Source organism: Mesorhizobium sp. WSM4821 (assembly GCF_055901555.1).
In genome coordinates, this window is sequence record NZ_CM148371.1 from 2750548 (window position 1) to 2770425 (window position 19878).

General features: G+C 63.0%; 22 protein-coding genes. 14 read left to right on the forward strand and 8 right to left on the reverse strand.

The features are described from left to right. Positions 1-208: 208 nt before the first annotated feature. Both trxB and AC0NID_RS13280 read left to right on the forward strand, forming a co-directional pair. Positions 209-1183 (forward strand): thioredoxin-disulfide reductase, encoded by a 975-nt coding sequence (gene trxB / locus AC0NID_RS13275; RefSeq protein ID WP_126034323.1) that lies wholly within the window; start codon positions 209-211, stop codon positions 1181-1183. 89 nt (positions 1184-1272) lie between these two features. After that, positions 1273-2169: a LysR family transcriptional regulator gene (locus AC0NID_RS13280; protein ID WP_292163652.1), complete on the forward strand. Its 897-nt coding sequence runs from the start codon at positions 1273-1275 to the stop codon at positions 2167-2169. Positions 2170-2511: 342 nt separating this feature from the next. Here the strand turns inward: AC0NID_RS13280 and AC0NID_RS13285 are convergent, their stop codons facing one another. From AC0NID_RS13285 to AC0NID_RS13300, 4 genes are all read right to left on the reverse strand, one after another. Further along, on the reverse strand, positions 2512-3009 hold the full coding sequence (locus AC0NID_RS13285; protein WP_473455885.1) for a methyltransferase family protein: 498 nt from the start codon (positions 3007-3009) through the stop codon (positions 2512-2514). 28 nt (positions 3010-3037) lie between these two features. Beyond that, a protein-coding gene (locus AC0NID_RS13290; RefSeq protein WP_473459538.1) for an IS630 family transposase occupies positions 3038-3981 on the reverse strand; the annotation gives its coding sequence in 2 pieces (ribosomal slippage) (positions 3038-3645 and positions 3645-3981; 945 coding nt in all). A gap of 917 nt (positions 3982-4898) precedes the next feature. Continuing rightward, on the reverse strand, positions 4899-6950 hold the full coding sequence (locus AC0NID_RS13295) for an elongation factor G (RefSeq protein WP_473454414.1): 2052 nt from the start codon (positions 6948-6950) through the stop codon (positions 4899-4901). Positions 6951-7149: 199 nt separating this feature from the next. Next, the gene (locus tag AC0NID_RS13300) at positions 7150-8016 is read right to left on the reverse strand and encodes an alpha/beta fold hydrolase (RefSeq protein WP_473454415.1); all 867 of its coding nucleotides are present in this window, start codon (positions 8014-8016) and stop codon (positions 7150-7152) included. A gap of 145 nt (positions 8017-8161) precedes the next feature. Here AC0NID_RS13300 and AC0NID_RS13305 point away from each other — a divergent pair, with 145 nt between their 5' ends. Together AC0NID_RS13305 and AC0NID_RS13310 are read left to right on the forward strand one after the other, a co-directional pair. After that, complete coding sequence (locus AC0NID_RS13305; RefSeq protein ID WP_473454416.1) at positions 8162-8743, forward strand: methyltransferase family protein; 582 nt, start codon at positions 8162-8164, stop codon at positions 8741-8743. Positions 8744-8805: 62 nt separating this feature from the next. Then, on the forward strand, positions 8806-9201 hold the full coding sequence (locus tag AC0NID_RS13310) for a (R)-mandelonitrile lyase (protein ID WP_473454417.1): 396 nt from the start codon (positions 8806-8808) through the stop codon (positions 9199-9201). Between the two features lie 64 nt (positions 9202-9265). Here AC0NID_RS13310 and AC0NID_RS13315 read toward each other — a convergent pair whose 3' ends face one another. Continuing rightward, positions 9266-10468: a pyridoxal phosphate-dependent aminotransferase gene (locus AC0NID_RS13315; protein WP_473454418.1), complete on the reverse strand. Its 1203-nt coding sequence runs from the start codon at positions 10466-10468 to the stop codon at positions 9266-9268. Positions 10469-10670: 202 nt separating this feature from the next. On the opposite strand from AC0NID_RS13315, the gene AC0NID_RS13320 reads away from it, so the two are divergent. The 3 genes from AC0NID_RS13320 (at position 10671) to AC0NID_RS13330 (ending at position 13139) form a co-directional block, all read left to right on the forward strand. Beyond that, complete coding sequence (locus AC0NID_RS13320; protein ID WP_473454419.1) at positions 10671-11564, forward strand: EAL domain-containing protein; 894 nt, start codon at positions 10671-10673, stop codon at positions 11562-11564. Next, a complete protein-coding gene (locus AC0NID_RS13325; protein WP_473454420.1) occupies positions 11561-12415 on the forward strand; it encodes an EAL domain-containing protein in 855 nt (284 codons plus the stop codon). Before AC0NID_RS13320 ends, AC0NID_RS13325 begins: the two co-directional genes overlap by 4 nt. A gap of 112 nt (positions 12416-12527) precedes the next feature. Continuing rightward, complete coding sequence (locus AC0NID_RS13330; protein ID WP_473454421.1) at positions 12528-13139, forward strand: glutathione S-transferase family protein; 612 nt, start codon at positions 12528-12530, stop codon at positions 13137-13139. A 449-nt stretch (positions 13140-13588) separates the two neighbouring features. Here AC0NID_RS13330 and AC0NID_RS13335 read toward each other — a convergent pair whose 3' ends face one another. Next, positions 13589-13801 carry a cold-shock protein gene (locus AC0NID_RS13335; protein ID WP_023678332.1) on the reverse strand — a complete coding sequence of 71 codons (213 nt, stop codon included), beginning with the start codon at positions 13799-13801 and terminating at the stop codon, positions 13589-13591. 330 nt (positions 13802-14131) lie between these two features. On the opposite strand from AC0NID_RS13335, the gene AC0NID_RS13340 reads away from it, so the two are divergent. Further along, positions 14132-14458, forward strand: coding sequence for a hypothetical protein (locus AC0NID_RS13340; RefSeq protein ID WP_473454422.1), 327 nt, complete (start codon positions 14132-14134; stop codon positions 14456-14458). A gap of 118 nt (positions 14459-14576) precedes the next feature. Here AC0NID_RS13340 and AC0NID_RS13345 read toward each other — a convergent pair whose 3' ends face one another. Then, on the reverse strand, positions 14577-15143 hold the full coding sequence (locus AC0NID_RS13345) for a methylated-DNA--[protein]-cysteine S-methyltransferase (protein ID WP_473454423.1): 567 nt from the start codon (positions 15141-15143) through the stop codon (positions 14577-14579). A gap of 179 nt (positions 15144-15322) precedes the next feature. Between AC0NID_RS13345 and AC0NID_RS13350 the strand changes: the two genes are divergently transcribed. The 4 genes from AC0NID_RS13350 (at position 15323) to AC0NID_RS13365 (ending at position 18272) form a co-directional block, all read left to right on the forward strand. After that, complete coding sequence (locus AC0NID_RS13350; protein ID WP_473454424.1) at positions 15323-16204, forward strand: transglycosylase SLT domain-containing protein; 882 nt, start codon at positions 15323-15325, stop codon at positions 16202-16204. Continuing rightward, positions 16197-16685, forward strand: a complete 489-nt coding sequence (locus tag AC0NID_RS13355) for a GNAT family N-acetyltransferase (RefSeq protein ID WP_145717271.1) — start codon at positions 16197-16199, stop codon at positions 16683-16685. The genes AC0NID_RS13350 and AC0NID_RS13355 overlap by 8 nt, the downstream gene beginning before the upstream one ends. A 178-nt stretch (positions 16686-16863) precedes the next feature. After that, positions 16864-17607, forward strand: a complete 744-nt coding sequence (locus AC0NID_RS13360; protein ID WP_473454630.1) for a DUF899 family protein — start codon at positions 16864-16866, stop codon at positions 17605-17607. Between the two features lie 113 nt (positions 17608-17720). Next, on the forward strand, positions 17721-18272 hold the full coding sequence (locus AC0NID_RS13365) for a DUF4142 domain-containing protein (RefSeq protein WP_473454425.1): 552 nt from the start codon (positions 17721-17723) through the stop codon (positions 18270-18272). Positions 18273-18306: 34 nt separating this feature from the next. Here the strand turns inward: AC0NID_RS13365 and AC0NID_RS13370 are convergent, their stop codons facing one another. After that, on the reverse strand, positions 18307-18627 hold the full coding sequence (locus AC0NID_RS13370; RefSeq protein WP_473454426.1) for a DUF1476 domain-containing protein: 321 nt from the start codon (positions 18625-18627) through the stop codon (positions 18307-18309). 328 nt (positions 18628-18955) lie between these two features. Here AC0NID_RS13370 and AC0NID_RS13375 point away from each other — a divergent pair, with 328 nt between their 5' ends. Together AC0NID_RS13375 and AC0NID_RS13380 are read left to right on the forward strand one after the other, a co-directional pair. Further along, a complete protein-coding gene (locus AC0NID_RS13375; RefSeq protein ID WP_473454427.1) occupies positions 18956-19345 on the forward strand; it encodes a DUF6152 family protein in 390 nt (129 codons plus the stop codon). Further along, positions 19346-19810 carry a DUF6644 family protein gene (locus AC0NID_RS13380; RefSeq protein WP_473454428.1) on the forward strand — a complete coding sequence of 155 codons (465 nt, stop codon included), beginning with the start codon at positions 19346-19348 and terminating at the stop codon, positions 19808-19810. Positions 19811-19878: the final 68 nt, after the last annotated feature.

Below are 19878 nucleotides of genomic sequence, written 5' to 3' on the forward strand. Positions count from 1 at the left end.
ACTTCGGTGTCCATTCCATCCCCTTCAGCCGATGATTTTCGGACAGTCACCGTGCAAGATGTTCATGGATTGCCTGTTTGTGCCGAAGCTTTCCGGGGACGAAGGCCAGGTCGTCTTGCTGGCGTCGTCCGCAACACCTAGATTAGAGCCGAAATTCGACCCTGTGCCGGACGCTTCATTCGCGTCCGGTTGTTGTGAAGGCCTGTCCATGACCACCAAGCACGCACCCGTTCTCATCATCGGCTCCGGTCCCGCCGGCTATACGGCGGCGATCTACGCCGCCCGCGCCATGCTGAAGCCGATGCTGGTCGCCGGCCTGCAGCAGGGCGGTCAGCTGATGATCACTACGGATGTCGAGAACTATCCGGGATTCGCCGATCCGATCCAGGGTCCGTGGCTGATGGAGCAGATGCTGAAACAGGCCGAGCATGTCGGCACCGACATCATCAACGACATCATCACCGAGGTCGACCTCAACGTGCGGCCGTTCCGCGCCAAGGGTGATTCCGGCACCATCTACACCGCCGACGCGCTGATCATCGCCACCGGTGCGCAGGCGAAATGGCTCGGCATTCCGAGCGAGCAGACCTTCATGGGCTTCGGCGTGTCGGCCTGCGCCACCTGCGACGGCTTCTTCTACCGCGGCAAGGACGTCGCGGTGATCGGCGGCGGCAATTCGGCGGTGGAGGAGGCGCTCTACCTTTCCAACCTGGCGAAGAGCGTGACGGTCATCCACCGGCGCAGCGACTTCCGCGCCGAGCGCATCCTGAGCGAGCGGCTGTTCAAGAAGGACAATGTCCGCGTCATCTGGGATACCGTCGTCGACGAGATCACCGGCCAGTCCGGCAAGATGCCGCTGCCGCCGTCGGTGGAAGGGCTGAAGCTGCGCAATTTGGTGACCGGCCAGGAGATGCATCTGACGGTCGACGGCGTGTTCGTGGCGATCGGCCATGCGCCGGCGGTCGAGCTGTTCGCCGGCAAGCTGAAGCAGAAGCCGAATGGCTATCTGTGGACGGCGCCGGATTCGACATGCACCGACGTGCCAGGGGTGTTCGCCGCCGGCGACGTGACCGACGACATTTACCGCCAGGCGGTCACGGCGGCCGGGCTCGGCTGCATGGCCGCGCTCGAGGCGGAAAAGTATCTCGCCGGGATCGAAGTTCACCGCGAAGCGGCGGAGTAAGGAAGCGGGCTGAGAAAGCCGCGCAAAAGCCTGATTTTTCATTCAGGGGCTAAAAACAGGCAGACGCCAAAAACAGAACGAGGGGCATCATGGCGTTGGACTGGGACAAGCTACGCGTGTTTCATGCTGCGGCCGAGGCGGGGTCGTTCACCCATGCCGCCGAGACATTGCATCTGTCGCAATCGGCGATCTCGCGGCAGGTCAGCGCGCTCGAGCATGACGTCGGCGTTCCGCTGTTCAACCGCCATGCCCGTGGCCTGGTGCTGACCGAGCAGGGTGAGATGCTGTTCCGCACGGCGCATGACGTGCTGATGAAGCTGGAGACGATCAAGTCGCGGCTGACCGAGGCCAAGGACCGGCCCTCCGGCGTGCTCAGGGTGACGACCACGGTGGGGCTCGGCGCCGGCTGGCTGACCGAGCGCGTGCAGGAATTCATCGATCTCTATCCCGAGATCAGCCTGCAGTTGATCCTGGCGAACGAGGAACTCGATCTCACCATGCGCCGGGCGGACTGCGCGATCCGGCTGCGCCAGCCGCAGCAGCCGGATCTCATCCAGCGCCGGCTGTTCACCGTGCATTTCCACCTCTACGCGGCCCCCTCCTATGTGAACAAATATGGCAAGCCGGCGTCGATCGCCGAGTTGAGAACCCATCGCATCGTCACCTTCGGCGTGCCGGTGCCGGCGCATCTGTCGGAATTGAACTGGCTGGAAACGGTCGGCGATTTCGAGGGCGGGCAAAGGGTGCCGACGCTCCAGATCAACGACATATTGTCGATCAAGCGCGCGGTGCAGGGTGGCGCCGGTATCGCCATGCTGCCCGACTATGTCATCAGCAAGGACTCAGGGCTAGTGCAGTTGCTGCCGGAGACCGAGGTGCCGTCCTTCGACACCTATTTCGCCTATCCAGATGCGATGAAGAACCAGGCGAAACTGCATGTCTTCCGCGATTTCATCATTGCCAAGGCGCGCAGCTGGTCGTTCTAAAGCGCGTCGCGTTTGAGCGGATCCATGCGACGCGCTTTAAGTTCTTTTCATGCATGTCGTTATCGCAAAACCGCCGCACACTTTTGCGCGACATGCCTTAGGGCATGTCGATATTCGGGTGATGCCGGCCTGCAAACGGCGGCTTCCTGCGCTTCCGGCCTTCGCCGGCCGAAGCACTCAATGAGCGGTCGTGGTAGTTAAGTTAAGACTACGGCCGGCTTAGGCCGGTACTCACGTACCAAAAAGTACGCTCCGCTCCGGTTCTCGGAAGCCACCATTCTCGGCGCAGCCTGACCTGAATCTCAGCACACCCTGAAAACGGCGAAGCTCTGTTTTCCCGGCTCACCCGCGCCATGGCGTCAGGCGGGGCAGCCAGCCGGGAACGGCATGGCGGTAGGCCTCGTAGTCGGCGCCATAGCGGCGGGCAAGCGTCGGTTCCTCGTGGAACTTCACGAACGAGACCATGGCGATGGCGGCGATAATGGCATAGGCGACGAGGACCCAGCTTGAAAACAGCAGCGCTTGGCCAAGGATAATCGACAGCACCGCCACATACATCGGGTTGCGGACATGGCGGTAGATGCCGCCGACAACCAGTCGCTCCGTCGGGGCGACCGGGGCCGGCGTGCCCAGGCCTTCGAGCGCAAAACGGGCGAAGGCATGAAGCAGCAAGGCCGTCGCGACGACAACCAGAACCCAGCCGACCGGGACCAAGCAGGGCAGCGTCGACCATGGCAGACGATAGCGATCGGTCAACAGCCAGGGCAGCAATCCCGCGACCAGACCGGGCGCCGCGATGAAGAACAGCGCGCTGCCGACGATCGCCTGACGTGTCCTCATCGAGGCTTCCTTCTAGAGCGGGATGAGATTACCTCCAGTCATATCCTGAGTTTGCGAAATAATTTGAGCACTCGACAGGTGTGACGCGGTTGAGAATCTGGCCGATGGCGTCGCAAACCGTTTCGACGGTCCGTTTTGCGGCCTTTCGCAGCCAGTGCTTGAGCTTGGCGAAGAGCTGTTCGATCGGATTGAGGTCGGGCGAGTATTTCGGCAGGAAGAAGAGCCTCGCGCCGGCGTTTCGGATCGCGCGGCGCACGGCCTTGCCTTTGTGACTGCCGAGATTGTCCAAGACGACGATGTCGCCCGGACGAAGGGTCGGCGAGAGAACCTTCTCGACATAGAGGAGGAACCTCTCGCCGTTGATCGGCCCGTCGATGAGCCAAGGCGCGTCGACGCGATCCTGGCGTAGCGCTGCCAGGAAGGTCATTGTCTTCCAGTGGCCATTGGGAACTTTGGCCTTGATCCGCTGTCCGACCGGCGCCCAGCCCCTGAGCGGGGCCATGTTGGTCTTGGTCCAGGTCTCGTCGATGAACACCAGGCGGGCGGGGTCGATCCGGCCCTGATACTGAACCCACTGCGCCCGCCGGCGCGCCACATCGGGACGGTCCTGCTCGGCGGCGATCAGCGTCTTTTTTTATGCGACAGCCCCTCGGCGTGCACGAACTCCCACACCGAACGATAGTCGACCTTCAGGCCGCGCTCGCCAAGTTCGGCGACAAGCCCGCGCAAGGTGAAGGCCTTATCCCGGCAACGCTCGACCAGCCAGTCGCGCCACGCCCCCGATATCTTCTTCGGCTTATAGCCGCCGACCTGGCGGGGCTTGACGCTGCCGGTCTCCTCGAAAAGCTTCAGCCACTCGATCGCCGCGCTGTAGCTGACCCCAAAGCGAGCCGCCGCCGCACGCCGCGACATGCCCTCCTGCTTGACCGCTGCCACAACCCGTTCGCGAAGGTCCATCGAATATGATGCCATCCATGCTGGCCTCCTTCCCAGCATCGATGTTGAATCAGATCATTGCTGATTTGGGAATCCTACGACTCCTACAAATCCCATCCCGCTCTAGAGCGACGTGCGTACACCCGGAAGCACAAAGTGCGCTCTTGGACTTTCGACACTGCGCATCGGGCTTTGCGAACCGAATGTCAGCGCAGCAAAACAGGAACCGATCTTCGGGGCGATGCGCGATTGCCGCAAAAATAAACGCGTGCTGCCCGATTCGACGTCATTCGTTGTTTTCTGCGCCTTGGAGTGAGAATCGGCTCTGATTCGCTTGTTTCGCAATGAGTCTTGGCCGACCGCACACTGCATTTCGACGATTTTGCTGGTCCTACGAGGGCAAAGAATGGGTTAGACCACAGCCTGCGTCTTTTTGCATGCGTGTGTTGCAAAATAGATGCTTGTTTCTTGGGCATGATGAGCACATATATAGATCATCTCCTGGGCGCGTTCTCCTCCCATTAGCGCCCTTGAGTGTTCCCCTCTGGAGGTCAGCCCTAACAGGCACTTCCAATCAAACTCAGCCGGATCTTCGTTGATCCGGCTTTTTTGTTGCCCGAAAGCTGCCGGCGCCGACGGAAGGCCGGCCGAAATTCTCACGTAACAGTGACATGTAACCTCAGGTAACATATCGCAAGCGCCCAGCATCGACTAAGCAGACCATAGGACGCGGTGTGGTTCGTGCGGGAGATGGGGGCATCACTCGGACGAACCGGGCTCAGGCGGCTACCGCGTCCGAACCATTCTTCCGCTGCAGCCATCAGGCGCTGGCGGTACATGCGGCGGACCTGCCGTTTCGCCTCCCACGAAGACGGTCCGCAAGAGAGCGGCGTCCGGATCATTCCGGACGCCGCTTCCATGTATCGGCCGAGATACTATCGACAAACCCAGTGTCAGGCGGCCTTGCCGTTGGCGTTCAATGCCTCGTCGGCCAGGCGGCCGGTGAGTTCGGCCATATGGTCGAACGCGGCACGATAGCTGGCGACGCCCGCGGTCGCCGAACGCAGCTCGATGATCAGGTCGCCGATCTCGGCTTGCGGCATGGTCGCCTCAACGACATCCCATCCCGGCCAGCCGGGCCGCGCATCGTAGCCGAGGATCTGGCCTCGCCGTTGCGGGATCAGGGCGATGATCTTCGACGTCGCGTCGGATGGCGTGACGATCTCGACCTTCATGACCGGTTCGAGCAGCACCGGCGAGCAGGCGGCCATACCTTCCTTCATCGCCACCTTCGCCGCCATCTGGAAGGCCATGTCCGACGAATCGACGGAATGGTAGGAGCCGTCGGACAGGTTGACGGCGACATCGACCACCGGAAAGCCAAGCGGGCCGGATCTCAGATAGTCGCGCACGCCGGTCTCGACCGACTGGATATAGGTTTTCGGCACGGCGCCGCCGGTGATGGTGTCGGTGAACTGGAAGCCGGAGCCGCGCGGCAGCGGCTTGATCTCGATCACCACGTCGCCGAACTGGCCATGGCCGCCCGACTGCTTCTTGTGGCGGCCACGCTGCTGCGCCGTTTTGCGGATCGTCTCGCGATAGGGCACGGCCGGCGGATGACCTTCGACCGGGATCTGGTTCTTGCCCTCCAGCCGCTCGCGGACGACGCGCAGATGCATCTCGCCATGGCCCGACAGTACGGTCTCGGCCGAATCCTGATTGTGGCGCAGGCCGAGCGAGGGATCTTCTTCGGCAAGGCGCTGGATGGCCGCGGACATCTTCACCTCGTCCTTGCGTTCCTTCGGGCGCAGCGCGAAGGCGAAGACCGGTTGCGGCGGCGTCAGCTCGACCAGCGGCTTAATGCCACCCTTGGCCGAACTCAGCGTCTGGCCGGTCGTGACGTCGTCCAGCTTGCCGAGCGCGACCGTGTCGCCAGCCTTGGCCGAGGTAAGCTTGAACTGATCCTTGCCAAGCATTCTGTAGATACCGGAGACTTTTGCCGTGCCGCCGTTCGAAAGGAAGAGCTCGGAGGCGTCGGCAAGCTGACCGGACAGGATGCGCGAGACCGACAGCTTGCCGCCATGCGCGGTGTGAATGGTCTTCATCACCTGGACTACGGTCGCGTTGCCGTCGGGTGCGCCGAGGCGCTTGCGAGTCGCCTCGACGTCGGGCGCGTCGTGACGGATCGTCTTCAACAGGCGCAGCACGCCGTTGCCCTTCTCGGCGGCGCCGATCAGTACGGGCGTCACCGCGCCGTCCCGCAGGTCGGCGGCGAGGTCGTCGAAGATCGCGTCCTTTGGCGGTTCGATCTCTTCGAGGAGCTGCTCCATCAACTGGTCGTCGTGATCGGCGAGCGTCTCCAGCATGGAAAAGCGCGCCTCCAGCTCGCGCGCCTTGTCGTCATCCGGAATCTGGGCGATCTCGCTTTCGGCATACTCGCGGTAGATGTAGGCGCGCTCCAGCGCCAGATCGATCGAGCCGATGACGACGCTGTTCTTGCGCAGCGGAATCTGGCGCAGCAGCAACGGCGCCGAGCTTGCCGGCTGCAGCATCTTCAGCGTGTCGCGCACGCCTGATATCGCCTTGTCGACCTTGTTGAGGAACAGGATGCGCGGCACGCCGAGATCGTCGAGCTTGCGCATGATCAGCTGCAGGGCAGGGATCTTCTTCTCGTCGGCTTCGGCGACGACCACGGCGATGTCGCAGGCGGCGAGCACCGGCTCTGCCTCGAAAGAGAATTCGATGGAGCCGGGGCAATCGACGAAGGTGAGCTGCTCGCCCATGAATTCGGTGGTGGCAAAAGTCGCCTCGACGCTCATGGCGTGGGCCCGTGCCTCGGGCGAATGGTCGGAAACGGTGTTTCCCGAGGAAACGGGATTCTGGCGGGGAATGGCGGCCGTGCGGGCCAATATAGCTTCGAGAAGTGTCGTCTTACCGCTTGCAAAGGGACCGACTATGGCAATGCATTTCGGTCCCGTGCGTCGTCCTCCGGCGCGAGTTCCCATGACTGACCTCCACTCAGGCGTTTCCCTGGGAGCGGCGGCCGGCCTGTCGACCGTCGCGGGCGGGGCTTTTTTCAGTTCGCCACCTACCCAAGAGCATCGTCCCACGGGTTAGCCGGGAGGGCAAGGGATTTGAGAATGGGCTGATGTCGCGGACGGTGCAGCCACGCACGCGGGGTAGGCAACACCCCGTCGAGAGGCTTCAGCCGGCCTGGGTTCGGCGCGGTGCCAGCGTGGCTTCGTACATGCTTTGCTTCGCTACCGTTTCGGCAAAACGCGCAAGCAGCGGATTGAACAGGTCCGGACGCTCCCAGAAAGGAGCGTGCCCGGTATTGGGGATGACGTGGCAATGCTCCCACAGCGAGCCGTAGGCGAGCGTTTCAAAATAGCCGAGCCTGACAAACGGGTCGTTCTCGCCGTTGACGATCGCGACCGGAAATGCGGCCTGCTCGACCACCTGTTTCTGATCGGCACCCTTACCGGTGATCATGCCCCGCGTCACCGCGGAGCGCAGCCGGCCGTCCGTGCGCAGGATGGCCTGGCGGAAGGATGGATCGGCAGTGTCGCCGAAGCACAGGGTCTCGTAGCGCTCGGCATCGCGTTCCGAGTAAGCCTTCTTGGACGCGAGCAGCATGTCCCAGTGGGCATGAAAGCCGCGCAGCATGCCGAACGGCCCTTTCGACACCGGTGGCGCGCCGGTCAGCATCAGTCCGGCGACCGCCTGGTGAAAACTCGCGAGCTCGATTGCAACATGCCCGCCAAGCGACCAGCCGAAGACGACGGCGCGACCGATTTCCAGGCTGTCGAGGAGCTGAGCCGCCGATTGAGCAAGGCCTGCTATCGTATAGGCCGTTGCCGGGTCATGGGCATCGGACGATTCACCGTGGCCGGGAAGATCGAAGGCGATCAACCGGTGGGCAGCAGCCAAGGCGCTGTCGAACTGCCGGGCGAACACCGCCCGCGAACTGCCCGAGCCATGGATCAGCACAATGGGGATGCCGGAGCCCGACGACTGGCTGAGGCGCAAATCCGCCTGCTCGGTGCGGACCGTCCGCTGGGAAACGACCATGCTGGATTAGACCCTCAGATTGCCCGACGGCCAACATCGCATCCCGAGGTCACTATGTTGTTTAGGTTTGTGGTTAAGAAAGGATTTATCCGCGGCAATCGGGTACAATGCGCAAATCCTCGAGAGCTAACCTGGTGGACCCCTGATGATGGACGGCGCGCTCGATCTTCTTGTCTCAATCAGCAGCATCGCGACGCTCGGCCAATATGCCTGGTCGATGCGCGCCCATTTCCAGTCGCCGACCATGCCTCCAGGCGCCATGATCATTTCCGCCGTGGTGATCGGCGTGGCGGTGTTCTTTCTGGCAATCCTGTGGATCGAACGGCAGCCGGTGGCGGCAAAGCTCGGCGGGCTCGCCATCGAACTGGCAAGCGCGGCCCTGTTCTGGTGGGCGATTGTCATTTCCCGCAAGGCGCGGCTACGCTTCGCGTTCGACGTCGACAATCCCGACAGTCTGGTGACCGACGGGCCTTACTTCTATGTCCGCCATCCGTTCTATGCGTCCTACATCATCTTCTGGATCGGATGGGGCATCGCGACCTGGTCGATCTGGGCGGTGGTGCCGGTCGCCGGGATCGTCGTGATCTACACGATCGCCGCGTTGGACGAAGAGAGGAAGTTTTCGCGCACGGCGCTGGCCGGTGCCTATGAGGCCTACCGCGCACGCACAGGTCTGTTCTGGCCGCGCCTCAGCCGTGATTGGCGAAGCCTCTGGATGCGGGCTTGAACAGCCGGTTGCGCCATGGCGGGTATCGGACGAAACTGCCGCCAGCCTGAGGATTATCGACGATGAAGATCATTGCCTGCGGCAGCGTGCCGACCATCCTTGCACCGGAGAAATATTTCACCGGCCGTGTGTTGCAGACGCCGATCATCGAGAAGGAAGCGCCCGCGCGGCTCAGGGCCGTGATGGTCAGTTTCGAGCCCGGCGCGCGGACCAACTGGCACACGCATCCGCTCGGCCAGACGCTCTATGTCATATCAGGCTCCGGCCTCGCGCAAAGTTGGGGCGAATCGATACGGGAGATCAGGGCTGGCGACGTGATCTCGTTTGCAGCGGACGAAAAGCACTGGCATGGCGCAGGCCCGAAATCGGCAATGGCGCATATCGCCATGCAGGAGGCGCTCGACGGCGTCCATGCCGCCTGGCTGGAGCAAGTGACCGACGCGCAGTATGGCGGTTGAGACTGAACTGATATAAAAAAATCCGGCCAGGCGGCCGGATTTTAATTTTACAACAATGTATTGATCAGGTCAGCGAGGCGGTGAAGCGCTGGATGCGCGTGCAGGCCTCCTCGAGCAAGGCCTCGGATGTGGCGTAGGAGATGCGGAAGTTCGGGCCGAGACCGAAGGCCGAGCCGAAAACGACCGCTACGCCCTCGGCCTCGAGCAGTTCCGAGCAGAAGGCTTCGTCACTGTCGATCACCTTGCCGGCTTTGGTCTTCTTGCCGATCAACTGGGCGCAGGACGGATAGACATAGAAGGCGCCTTCAGGCGACGGGCACGTGATGCCGCGCGCCTGGTTGAGCATCGACACGACGAGATCGCGCCGAGCCTGGAAGATCGCCTTGTTTTTCGCAATGAAATCCTGCGGGCCGTTCAGCGCCTCCACCGACGCCCACTGCGCGATGGTGCAGGCGCCGGACGTCTGCTGGCCCTGGATCATATCCATCGCCTTGATCAGCGCCACCGGCCCGGCCGCATAGCCGATGCGCCAGCCGGTCATGGCGTAGGCCTTCGAGACGCCATTCATGGTCAGCGTGCGCTCGTAGAGCTTCGGCTCTACCTCGGCGATGGTCTTGAAGACGAAGTCGCCATAGATCAGGTGCTCGTACATGTCGTCGGTCAGCACCCAGACATTGGGATGCTTCAACAGCACGTCGGCCAGAGCGCGCAATTCCGTCTCGGTGTAGGCGGCGCCGGACGGGTTCGACGGGGAATTCATCAACAGCCATTTGGTGCGCGGCGTGATCGCCTCTTCCAGCGCCGCCGCCGTCAGCTTGAAGCCGTTGTCGATAGCGGTGTCGGCAAAGGCGGGGGTGCCGCCGCAGATCGCCACCATCTCGGGATAGCTGACCCAGTACGGCCTCGGGATGATGACCTCGTCGCCGGGGTTCAGCGTCGCCATGAAGGCGTTGAACAGGATCTGCTTGCCGCCGGTGCCGACGATGGTCTGCTCCGGCCGGTAGTCGAGATTGTTCTCGCGCTTGAATTTTTTCGCGATCGCCTCGCGCAGGGGTACGATGCCGGAAACCGGCGGATATTTCGTTTCGCCGCGGCGGATGGCCTCGATCGCGGCGTTCTTGATGTTGTCCGGCGTGTCGAAGTCCGGTTCGCCGGCGCCCAGCCCGATCACGTCACGGCCGGCATTTTTCAGCTCGCGCGCTTTCTGCGTCACCGCGATGGTCGCGGAAGGCTTTACGCGGGAAAGGACGTCGGCAAGAAAGGCCATAACGATGGTGTCTCCTTGTGGGGCTTGGGCGGTCCGTCCGACCACGGCGTCTCTCATGTCGCATCATTCCGCCAAGCGCAAGCATTGTCAGACTTCAAATCCTCGGCAACGACGAATCCGGCAACAATAAATTCACCACCTGGCGGTAAAACGCCGGGTGGCCGTGGTCACGCCATTCCGCCAGTCTCGCCAGCGAGGAACCGTGTCGCGCAGCATCGGGCTTGCCCATATCGTCCGACATGATGACGGCACCGCCAGCGGTGTCTGGGGCCTCTACACGCTGCAGAGCGCTTTCCAGCCGATCTTCGCCTTCAGCAACGGCAAATTGTCCGTCACCGCATTCGAGGGGCTGATCCGGCCGTTCCGTGACGGCGAGCCGCAGTCGCCGATGAGTTTTTTCAGCACCTGTCCGCCGGTCGACCGCTTGCATATCGAGGCGCTGACAAGGACGCTTCACCTTTTGAATGCCGGCGCCTGCCTGCCGCAGGAGGCGTCCATCTTCATCAATTTCGATCCATCCGTGTTCACCGAGCGCAGCATCGCCGACAGTGCACTGCGTGACATGCGGCTGGTGCTGCATGAAGCCGGCATCGATGCGAACCGCGTCGTCTGCGAGGTGACCGAGCAGAAATCGGCGTCACAGGAAACGCTCTACAATTTCATCGAAGCGCTCAGGGCCAACGGGTTTCGCATTGCCGTCGACGATTATGGCGCCGACGAGTCCGACATCAACCGCATCAAGGAACTCAGGCCTGACATCGTCAAATTCGATGCCCACTGGATCATGCAACTGATGGAGTCCGGCGCTGGCTTCGCCTTGCTGACCGCCATGGTGGCCAGCTTCGAAGAGCAGGGCATCCGCACGGTGTTCGAAGGTATCGAGGAAGGCTGGCAGCTTGAGCTGGCCGAGAAATCGGGAGCCTCGATGGTTCAGGGATTCGCGCTGGCGCGCCCCGAGCTTGCCCCGACGAGCTTTCACATCTTCGGCAAGGACAAACAGGCGACTGAGGCAGTGCCCGATGCAGGCAAGGCGCCTGCGGCTGTCTCGCCTTCGCCGCGGCCGAAACGGGCTTTCGGGCGCAAGGCGGCGCCATGACCGGGCGGGCCGACAGGCGGCGCAATGTCGGCGAGGCGATCTTTGCCGACGAGGTCGGGATCGAATACGGCGTCTACGGCGCGTTCCGGCTGCGGAGCGCCTATCAACCGATCTTCGCGCCGCGCGGCAGGTTTTTGAAGGCCGTCGCGGTCGAAGGCCTGATCGAGCCGCACCGCGCCGGCAGGCCGGTGGCGCCACCGGCGTTTTTCGAGGGCGTACCGGCGCCGGATCGCCTGTTCGTCGAGACGATGTGCCGGGTGCTGCATCTCAGGAACTTCCGCAACATCGGCGTCGACCGGCTCGACCTGTTCTTCAACTACAATCCGCTGATCAACGATCATCCTGGGCGGGCGCTGGCCGAGATCAGGCTGATGACCAGGCGCCTCGCCGAATTCGACCTGTATCCTGGCATGCTGATCTGCGAGATCACCGAGCAGGCCGCCGACGACAAGGTACTCGTCAGCCTGGTGCGCGAGATGCGGCGCGACGGCATTCGCATTGCCATCGACGATTTCGGCACGGGGCATTCGACGGAAGAACGGGTCGCCCTTGTCCAGCCCGACATCGTCAAGATCGACGGCACCTGGTTCGCGGAATTCTGCCGCCATGCCGCCGCCGAACGATTTTTCCGGCCGCTGGTCTCCGCGCTGCACGACCGCGGCACCAAGGTGCTGGTCGAAGGGATCGAGCAATCCACCCATCTGCGCGTCGCGCTGGATGGCGGCGTCGATCTTTTGCAGGGCTATCATCTGGCGCGACCGGCGCTGGCCGGTACGGTCTTCGACGAGGAGCCGCTGCCCATCGATACGCTGCTCGGCATGGACAACAAGGTCGTGCCGCTTTTCGGATGATGTATCAGCGGCGCTGATGGTTGCGCCAAAACAAATCACTGGATGAAGCCGTTGCTGCCGGGATAATTGCCGGTAAGCGCCGTCCCGCTGGGGAGCGGCGTAGGGAGCACCAATGACCATACTCTATGGAATGATCGACAGCGGCAATTGCTACAAGCCGCGTCTTTTGATGGCCAAGCTCGGCATCCCCTTCACCAATGTCGAGGTGAGTTCGCATACCGGCGACACGCGCAAGCCCGACTATGTCGCCAAGAACCCGAACGCCATGGTGCCGCTGCTCGAACTCGACGACGGCCGGCGGCTGGCCGAATCCAACGCCATCCTGCTGTATCTCGCCGAAGGCACGCGGTTCCTGCCGGCCGACAAATACGAGCGGGCACTGGCCTATCAATGGCTGTTCTTCGAGCAGTACAGCCACGAGCCCTATATCGCGGTGCGCAAGGCGTTGCTGACCTTTCCCGAACGCGCCAAGGACGCGACGCCGGAACGGCTGGCGGTGACGCTGGAGCGCGGAAACAAGGCGCTCGGCGTGATGAACAAGCATCTGGAAGGCAGTGCGTTCTTTGCCGGTGAGGCACTGAGCGTCGCCGACGTCGCGCTCTACGCCTATACGCACACGGCCGAGATGGGCGGTTTTCAGCTCGACGCCAATCCGGCGGTGGCGGCTTGGCTGAAACGGGTCGAGGCCGACCCTGGGCATGTGCCGATGGAATGGCTGGGGTGAGCAACGTCGGCGATTGACGGAAAGCTTCGGCGAGGGCATCCTTCTCCCCGTCACTTTACGGGGGGAAGATGGCGGCAGCCAGATAAGGGGCGGCGCCAGCCTTTGTCGTAATATCGTACTTGGCCCTGCGATGGGTAGTCCTGACGCGTCGTGCTGCCCCTCATCGCCCTGCCGGGCACTTCTCCCCGTATAGTGACGGGGAGAAGGACGCCGCATTGCCGGTTGGCCAATTGTCGGCGTCTAAATCTGCGCAAACAAAAAGGCGGGACAAAATCCCGCCTTCCCATGCTTGGTAGCCTGATCGGGAGCGTTCGGCCGGGCCGGCAGCAATCTGCTGCTTCGGCTTGTCGGGTCTTTCCGCTCCGGCGCGCTTCTCGCGCGACCGTCAGTACATCCGTGACTTGCCGCGCGCGCCCCGAGCTGTCGCTCCGGCGCGCGCCTTCGCAAAATCAGGCTGCCTTGCTCAGAGACCCAGCGGACGACTTGCCAGTGCGGCGGTCCTGCTCGATCTCGAAGTTGATCTTCTGGCCTTCGACCAAGGTCGACAGCCCAGCGCGCTCGACTGCGGAGATGTGGACGAAAACGTCCGCGCCGCCGCTGTCAGGCTGGATGAAGCCGAAACCCTTGGTGGAATTAAACCACTTGACCGTACCTGTTGCCATTTCGATAGTCCTTACGTTTGCTTTAGCTTGACCGAACCGAAGTCCAGCCGGTTTGTATCGAGATTTTGGAGATAGACGTCAGCAAACGCGAATATCGCGAGGCCCGGATCGATCGGCCGAAATATCAATGGACCTGATATAGTCCGCTTCCGTGCAAAAAACAAGACTGCGCGAAAAAAGGCGCCGATGCGGCGCTGCCCAACGGCCGCCCCAATCGCATGAAAACGTTGCAGCGTAACGTGTTGCGAAGGATCGAATCGCTTGTCGCGTTACGCTGCGGGGGAGGATCCGTGCCGCTTTCGAGCGTCCGGTCCTGTTTGGGAGAGGACCATGAAAACTGTTCTGCTTGCCGCGTGCCTAATGCTGGTGGCCGCCGAGGCGCAGGCGATCTCGCGCTACGATCCGAGCCGCATGAGCTGCGGCAGGGTGCGGGCGACGATCGCGCGGGAAGGCGCGGTCATCCTGCGCTACCAGTCGACGCGCACACCGGGATTGCCGCTCTACGACCGCTATGTGCGGAGCCAGCGTTTCTGCAGCATCGGCGAGGTCAGGGCACGCGCTTCGGTGCCGAGCGCCGACACGAACTCCTGTATCGTCTACAAATGCAAACGCGTGGACACGGACCGCCGTTTCCGCCGGCGCATCCTGCAGGACTAGCGACGCCCGGGCAGGCATTCATGGCCCGGCCCACGAATTCCTGCCTAGATTCTTTTGGTTTGGTTTGTCGCAGGTTCTTGTCGCAAAACCGTGGGCACTTTTGCGGAACTGCTTAGTCTCAGAAGCCGAACGACACTTGCGCCGGTGGCGGCGGGCCGACGCGCACGCCTTCCATTGCCAGCATCTTTTCCTTGGTGATCGAGCCACCCGGCGCGGAAAAACCGCCGATCTTGCCGCCGGCGGCGAGAATGCGGTGGCAAGGGATGACCAGCGGCACCGGGTTGGCGCCGAGCGCCGCGCCCGTCTCCCGCGCCAGCCCGGCATGACCGGCGCGCCTGGCCAACTCGCCATAGGTGGTGGTCTCGCCGAAGGCGAGCTTTCGCGCCGCGTCGTAGATGGCGAGGCGGAAATCGTCGACGCCGGTGAGATCGACCGGCACGCCGGAGAAATCGACGTCTTCGCCGGCCGCGTAGGCTTGTATCGATGCAATCAGCTCGGTGACCCATTGCGGCCGGGCGCTCGAAGCGGCGATGCCGGCATGGTGCAGGAGCCGGCGTTCCACCGCGTCGCGGTTGCGCTGGGGCAGGCAGAGCCGGGTCAGTCCGGCCTCGCTCCAGGCGATGCCCATGAAGCCGATCACGGTTTCGAAGACCGCGTGGCCGGTGGCCTGGGAGGTGCTTTCCATAATGTGCTCCTTTCCGAAGAAACGAACGGAATCCAGTACATATCGAGAACGAGATATCGCATTTTCAGGTTGCCGTTGCCACCCGAAAACCATCCGAAGTCCACAACAGGCTGCGGATTGCCCGGACCAGGGCGCTGGTGTAAGGACTTCTTAACAGACGAACCGGACCCGAGCGCGGCTTGCCAGCAAAAATCATCTTTCCCGCGATCGGCGTGATGCTCGCTGTGGCCGGTCTCAGCGGCTGCACCTCGACCTCGCAGATGAAGGCCGCGCCTTCGCTGACTGAGACCACTGCGGCGGACGCTGACGCCGGTTTTACGCTGGCGCTGCCCGACACGGTTTCGGTGCTGCCGGAATCCTCCGGTATCGCGCCTGTCCAGACGGCACTGCCTGTCCAGACGGCGGCATTGCCTGTCGACACCGCCGCGACGCCTGCCCAGCCGGCCGCCTTTGCCGGACCAACCCCGCTGGCTGCCACGGCATCTTTGGGCATGGCGGCCGACGCGGCGCCAGCCGGCGCGGCACCTGTCCATGCGACGGCCGCGGCCGTCGCGCCGGTCACCGGTGAGACAGGCAAGGCGATGCCCGGCGTTCAGCAGGTCGGCTATGCCGTGCCGCAGAATCCGTCCGCCCTGCTTTCGACCAGCCCTGCCAGGGAGTATTCGGCGGTACCGCGCGGCGAGATCGAGCGGCTGATCGAGAAATATGCCGCGCTTTATGAGGTGCCGGTCGATCTGGTGCGCCGCGTCGTCAGCCGCGAGAGCACCTTCAATCCCAATGCCTACAATCGCGGCCATTGGGGGCTGATGCAGATCAAGCATGCGACGGCGCGTGGCATGGGCTATGAGGGTCCGGCGAAGGGGTTGTTCGACGCCGAGACCAATCTGAAATATGCGGTGAAATATCTGCGCGGCGCCTGGCTGGTGGCCGGTGGCAACGCCAAGCGCGCCGACCGGCTCTACCAGAGCGGCTATTATTACGACGCCAAGCGCAAGGGCATGCTGGAAGAAACCGGCCTTGGCCGCGACCGCGCTAGGCGTCGCCTGCAGCCCGATGCCTGAACCGCGCCCGCCGGCGCCAAACGACATCAGGCTGCGCAAGATCCTCGACGATACGCTTGCCCCGCCGCGCTGGCCGGAAGGCTTCGTCATGCGCGGCTTCGAGGCCACCGACGCGGGCGCCTTGCATGCGCTGCTGACCGCCGTCTTCGACGACGGTGCCGATGGGCCGTTCGACGAATGGTGGCCGCGCATCTCAAGCGACGCGGAATTCGACCCTGCTTTGTGTTTCCTGGTTATCGACGGCAAGGGCCGGCTGGCGGGCGCGGCGCTTTGCTGGACGAGGGCCTTCGTGAAAGACCTTGCCGTCCACCCCGAGGCGCGCGGCCGGGGCATCGCCGAAGCGCTGATGTGGCACGTCTTCGCCGCCTTTCGCGCACGCGGTGCCGCGCATGTCGATCTCAAAACCAACACGGTGGAGAACGCCGCCGCGGTCAGGCTCTACGAGCGGCTGGGGATGTTCGAAGTCGATTGGGCGGGGTGAGCGCAGGGCTATCGCTTCAGGCAAAGCGAACGCTCGACCGCCAATTGCCAAAGTCGGCACACCTGAAGCGATTGCTCCTCGCTTGCGCAAAAATGTCGGAACCCTGCTTCGCCATACGTCCTTGAGAGGTAAGGCGCGTTGCCGCGCGCCGTCAAAACCACGGATGACGGAGATGACGATGATCACCTTTCCCAACGAATCCGCTGAATACCGAACCGCCCGCGAAACGCTGCTGCAGAAGGAAATCGAGCTGCGCCGCGCCATGGAGGACGTGGCCGTCGCCCGCCGCGCGCTGCCGCCTGGTGGGCTGGTGCCTGAGGATTATGTGTTCGACGGGCTCGACGCCGATGGCAAACCGGCCCGCATAAAACTTTCGGAGTTGTTTTCGCCTGGCAAGGACACGCTGATCGTCTACTCGATGATGTTTCCGCGTCATCCGCAGGAGACGCGCGACGTGGCGACGAGTGGCGGCACCGCGAAGCTCGCGCGGGCCGATCAGCCGTGCCCATCCTGCACGGCGCTGCTCGACCAGTTCGACGGCGCCGTCGGCCATCTCGAAGCCGCCGGCTTCAATTTCGCCGTGGTGGGCAAGACCGCGCTCGAAAACATGATCACGCTCGGCCGCGACCGCGGCTGGACGAACATGCGGCTGGTCTCCTCGGCCGGCAACAGCTTCAAGCGCGATTATCACGCCGAGGCAGACGATGGCGCGCAGCTTCCGGTTCTGTCGGTGTTCCATCGCGACGCCGACGGTATCCGCCATTTCTGGAGTTCCGAGCTTGGCTTCGCGCCGTCCGAGCCCGGCCAGGACCCGCGCGCCGTCGGCACCTGCGAGATCCTGTGGAACTTGATTGATTTTACCCCTGAGGGCCGGCCGGACTGGGACGAACAGCTGCAATATGCCGGCGCCTGCTGCCATTGAGGCCTTGCCTTCCCCTCCCGTGCAAAACCTCACGAGGGAGAAGGAAAGGCGCGCAACTTCGCCGCTTGTGTCGCGTTGGAAACTCCGAGGATCACAAACCCGGGAGATTTCCTGTGAAAACGCATCTCACCATTGCCATGGTCGCTTTGCTCGCTGGCGCGCCGGCGGCCTTCGCCCAGTCCGCCACGCCGGCTGACTTACCTGCTGTCGAGGAAACCAAGGTCGACACCGAGACCTTCTCCAAGACGGCCGCCAGCGGCAACCGGTTCGAGATTGAAAGCAGCAGGCTGGCCGAACAAAAGAACGTCGCCGCCGATGTCAGGGAATTCGCCGCGCTGATGGTCAAAGACCACACCAAGGCTGGCGAGGATCTCAAGGCAGCGCTCGAACAAAGCCAGACCACGGCCTCGGTGACACCGCGCGGCCCGGCCCTTGAACCGAAGGACCAGGCGATGCTCGACCAGCTCAAGACGCTCGACGGCGATGAATTCCAGGCGAAATACATCCTCCTGCAGACCGAGGCGCACAAGCAGGCATTGGCACTGTTTTCGACCTACGCGCAGTCGGGCGAAGACCCTGCGCTGAAGGAATTCGCCAAGAAGACGCTGCCGACGCTGCGGATGCACGAAAAACGCCTAAAGAATCTGGCGGCCGCCCACAGCTAGGCTGGCGAGAGCGAGTGTTCGGACCGAGCGGTGGTCAGCTCGTCTTGATCTGCTCGACCGCCGTCACCAGCAGTTCGGCCATGGCGCCGCGAATTTGATGATCCGACTGGGCGACGCCCGCCGCGTCGAAATCGGCGCGCACCTTGCGGAACACATCGTCGTCGCCTGCCTCTTCGAAGTCCGAGCGCACCACCTCCTTCGCATAGGCGTCGGCGTCCTCACCGGTCTTGCCGAGCTTTTCGGCGGCCCACAGGCCGAGCAGCTTGTTACGGCGCGCCATGGCCTTGAACTTCGTCTCCTCGTCCATCGCAAACTTCTTTTCGAAGCCTTCCTGACGGTCTCTCATACTGCTCATGGTTTGCCTCGTTCAGGTGTGAGTCTCCGACCTTCATCAGGTGGACTAGAAGAGCGGGAGGCCGAACATGGCGTGCATGGATGTCATAAGCAAGGCCGGACCGTTCATGTCCTAGCTTCATTCCAGCTTGGTTTCCTCGCCCCACGAAGTGGGGAGAGAAGCTATGGGGCGGCGGCGAGGGTTGTGGCACCATCGTTGCTGCAAACTCGAATGGAGTGCCCCATGCAAAGGGGGAGATCGGCAGCGCCGCCGACGGCCTTCTCACCGATGTGATTTGACGTTGCCGCGCCGTGACCTACTCTCGAATGGCGGGACGAGGAGACGAGCGATGCGGTCACCTTTCAACGGGATTCGGAGCGTCGCGCTGGCAGCGGCAGTGATCTTTGCCGCAGCCACCGCGGCCTATGCCCATCACGGCTGGTCGTGGACCGAGGACGGGTTTTTCGAGCTCCGGGGCAGGATCACGGCCATCTATATCGGCAATCCGCACGCCACGCTGGATATCGACGTGGAGGGCGAGGCCTGGCGGGTAGAGATGGCGCCGCCGTCGCGCACGATCGCCGCCGGCTTCACGGAGGAGGTCGCCAAGGTCGGCGACGAGGTGACCGCGATCGGCAACCGCTCGCTCGACGAGAAAGAAAAGCGCATGAAAGCAGTGAGGGTCATCGTCGGCGGCAAGACTTACGATGTCTATCCCGACCGCGTGCCGCCGGCTTGAATGGCCGAGTTCCTCGCCGGCATCGAGCAACTCGCCTTCGTGCGGGGACTGAAGGCCTCCTTCGTCGCCTACCCCATAGTCAATGCGCTCCACATAATGTCGATCGGCGCGTTGCTGACCAGCGTCTGGCTCATGGACCTCAGGGTCATCGGCGCCTTCCGTTCGCTGCCGCAGGCGGCGTTCGTCGCGCTGCTGCGCCGCACGGCGTTGTGTGCGTTTGGCGGGGCGCTTGTCACCGGGGCGCTGCTGTTTCCGGTTAGGGCGAGGGAGTATGCGGCGATGCCGGTTTTCCTCGCCAAGATGACGCTCATCCTTCTCGCCGGCATCAACTTTATAGCGTTCATGCGCTTCGCAAAAGGTGTTGACGAGCCGGCCGGCGGGACCGTTATCATCCTGGCTGTGCTCTCGCTGGTGCTGTGGACATCCGTGCTTTTCGCGGGACGGTTCATTGGTTTTCTCAACTGAGCCGAGTGACGGCAAGATTAGGCGATTTGGCGATCGATCCCGGGCAGGCGGCAGGGCGCGTCCATCAG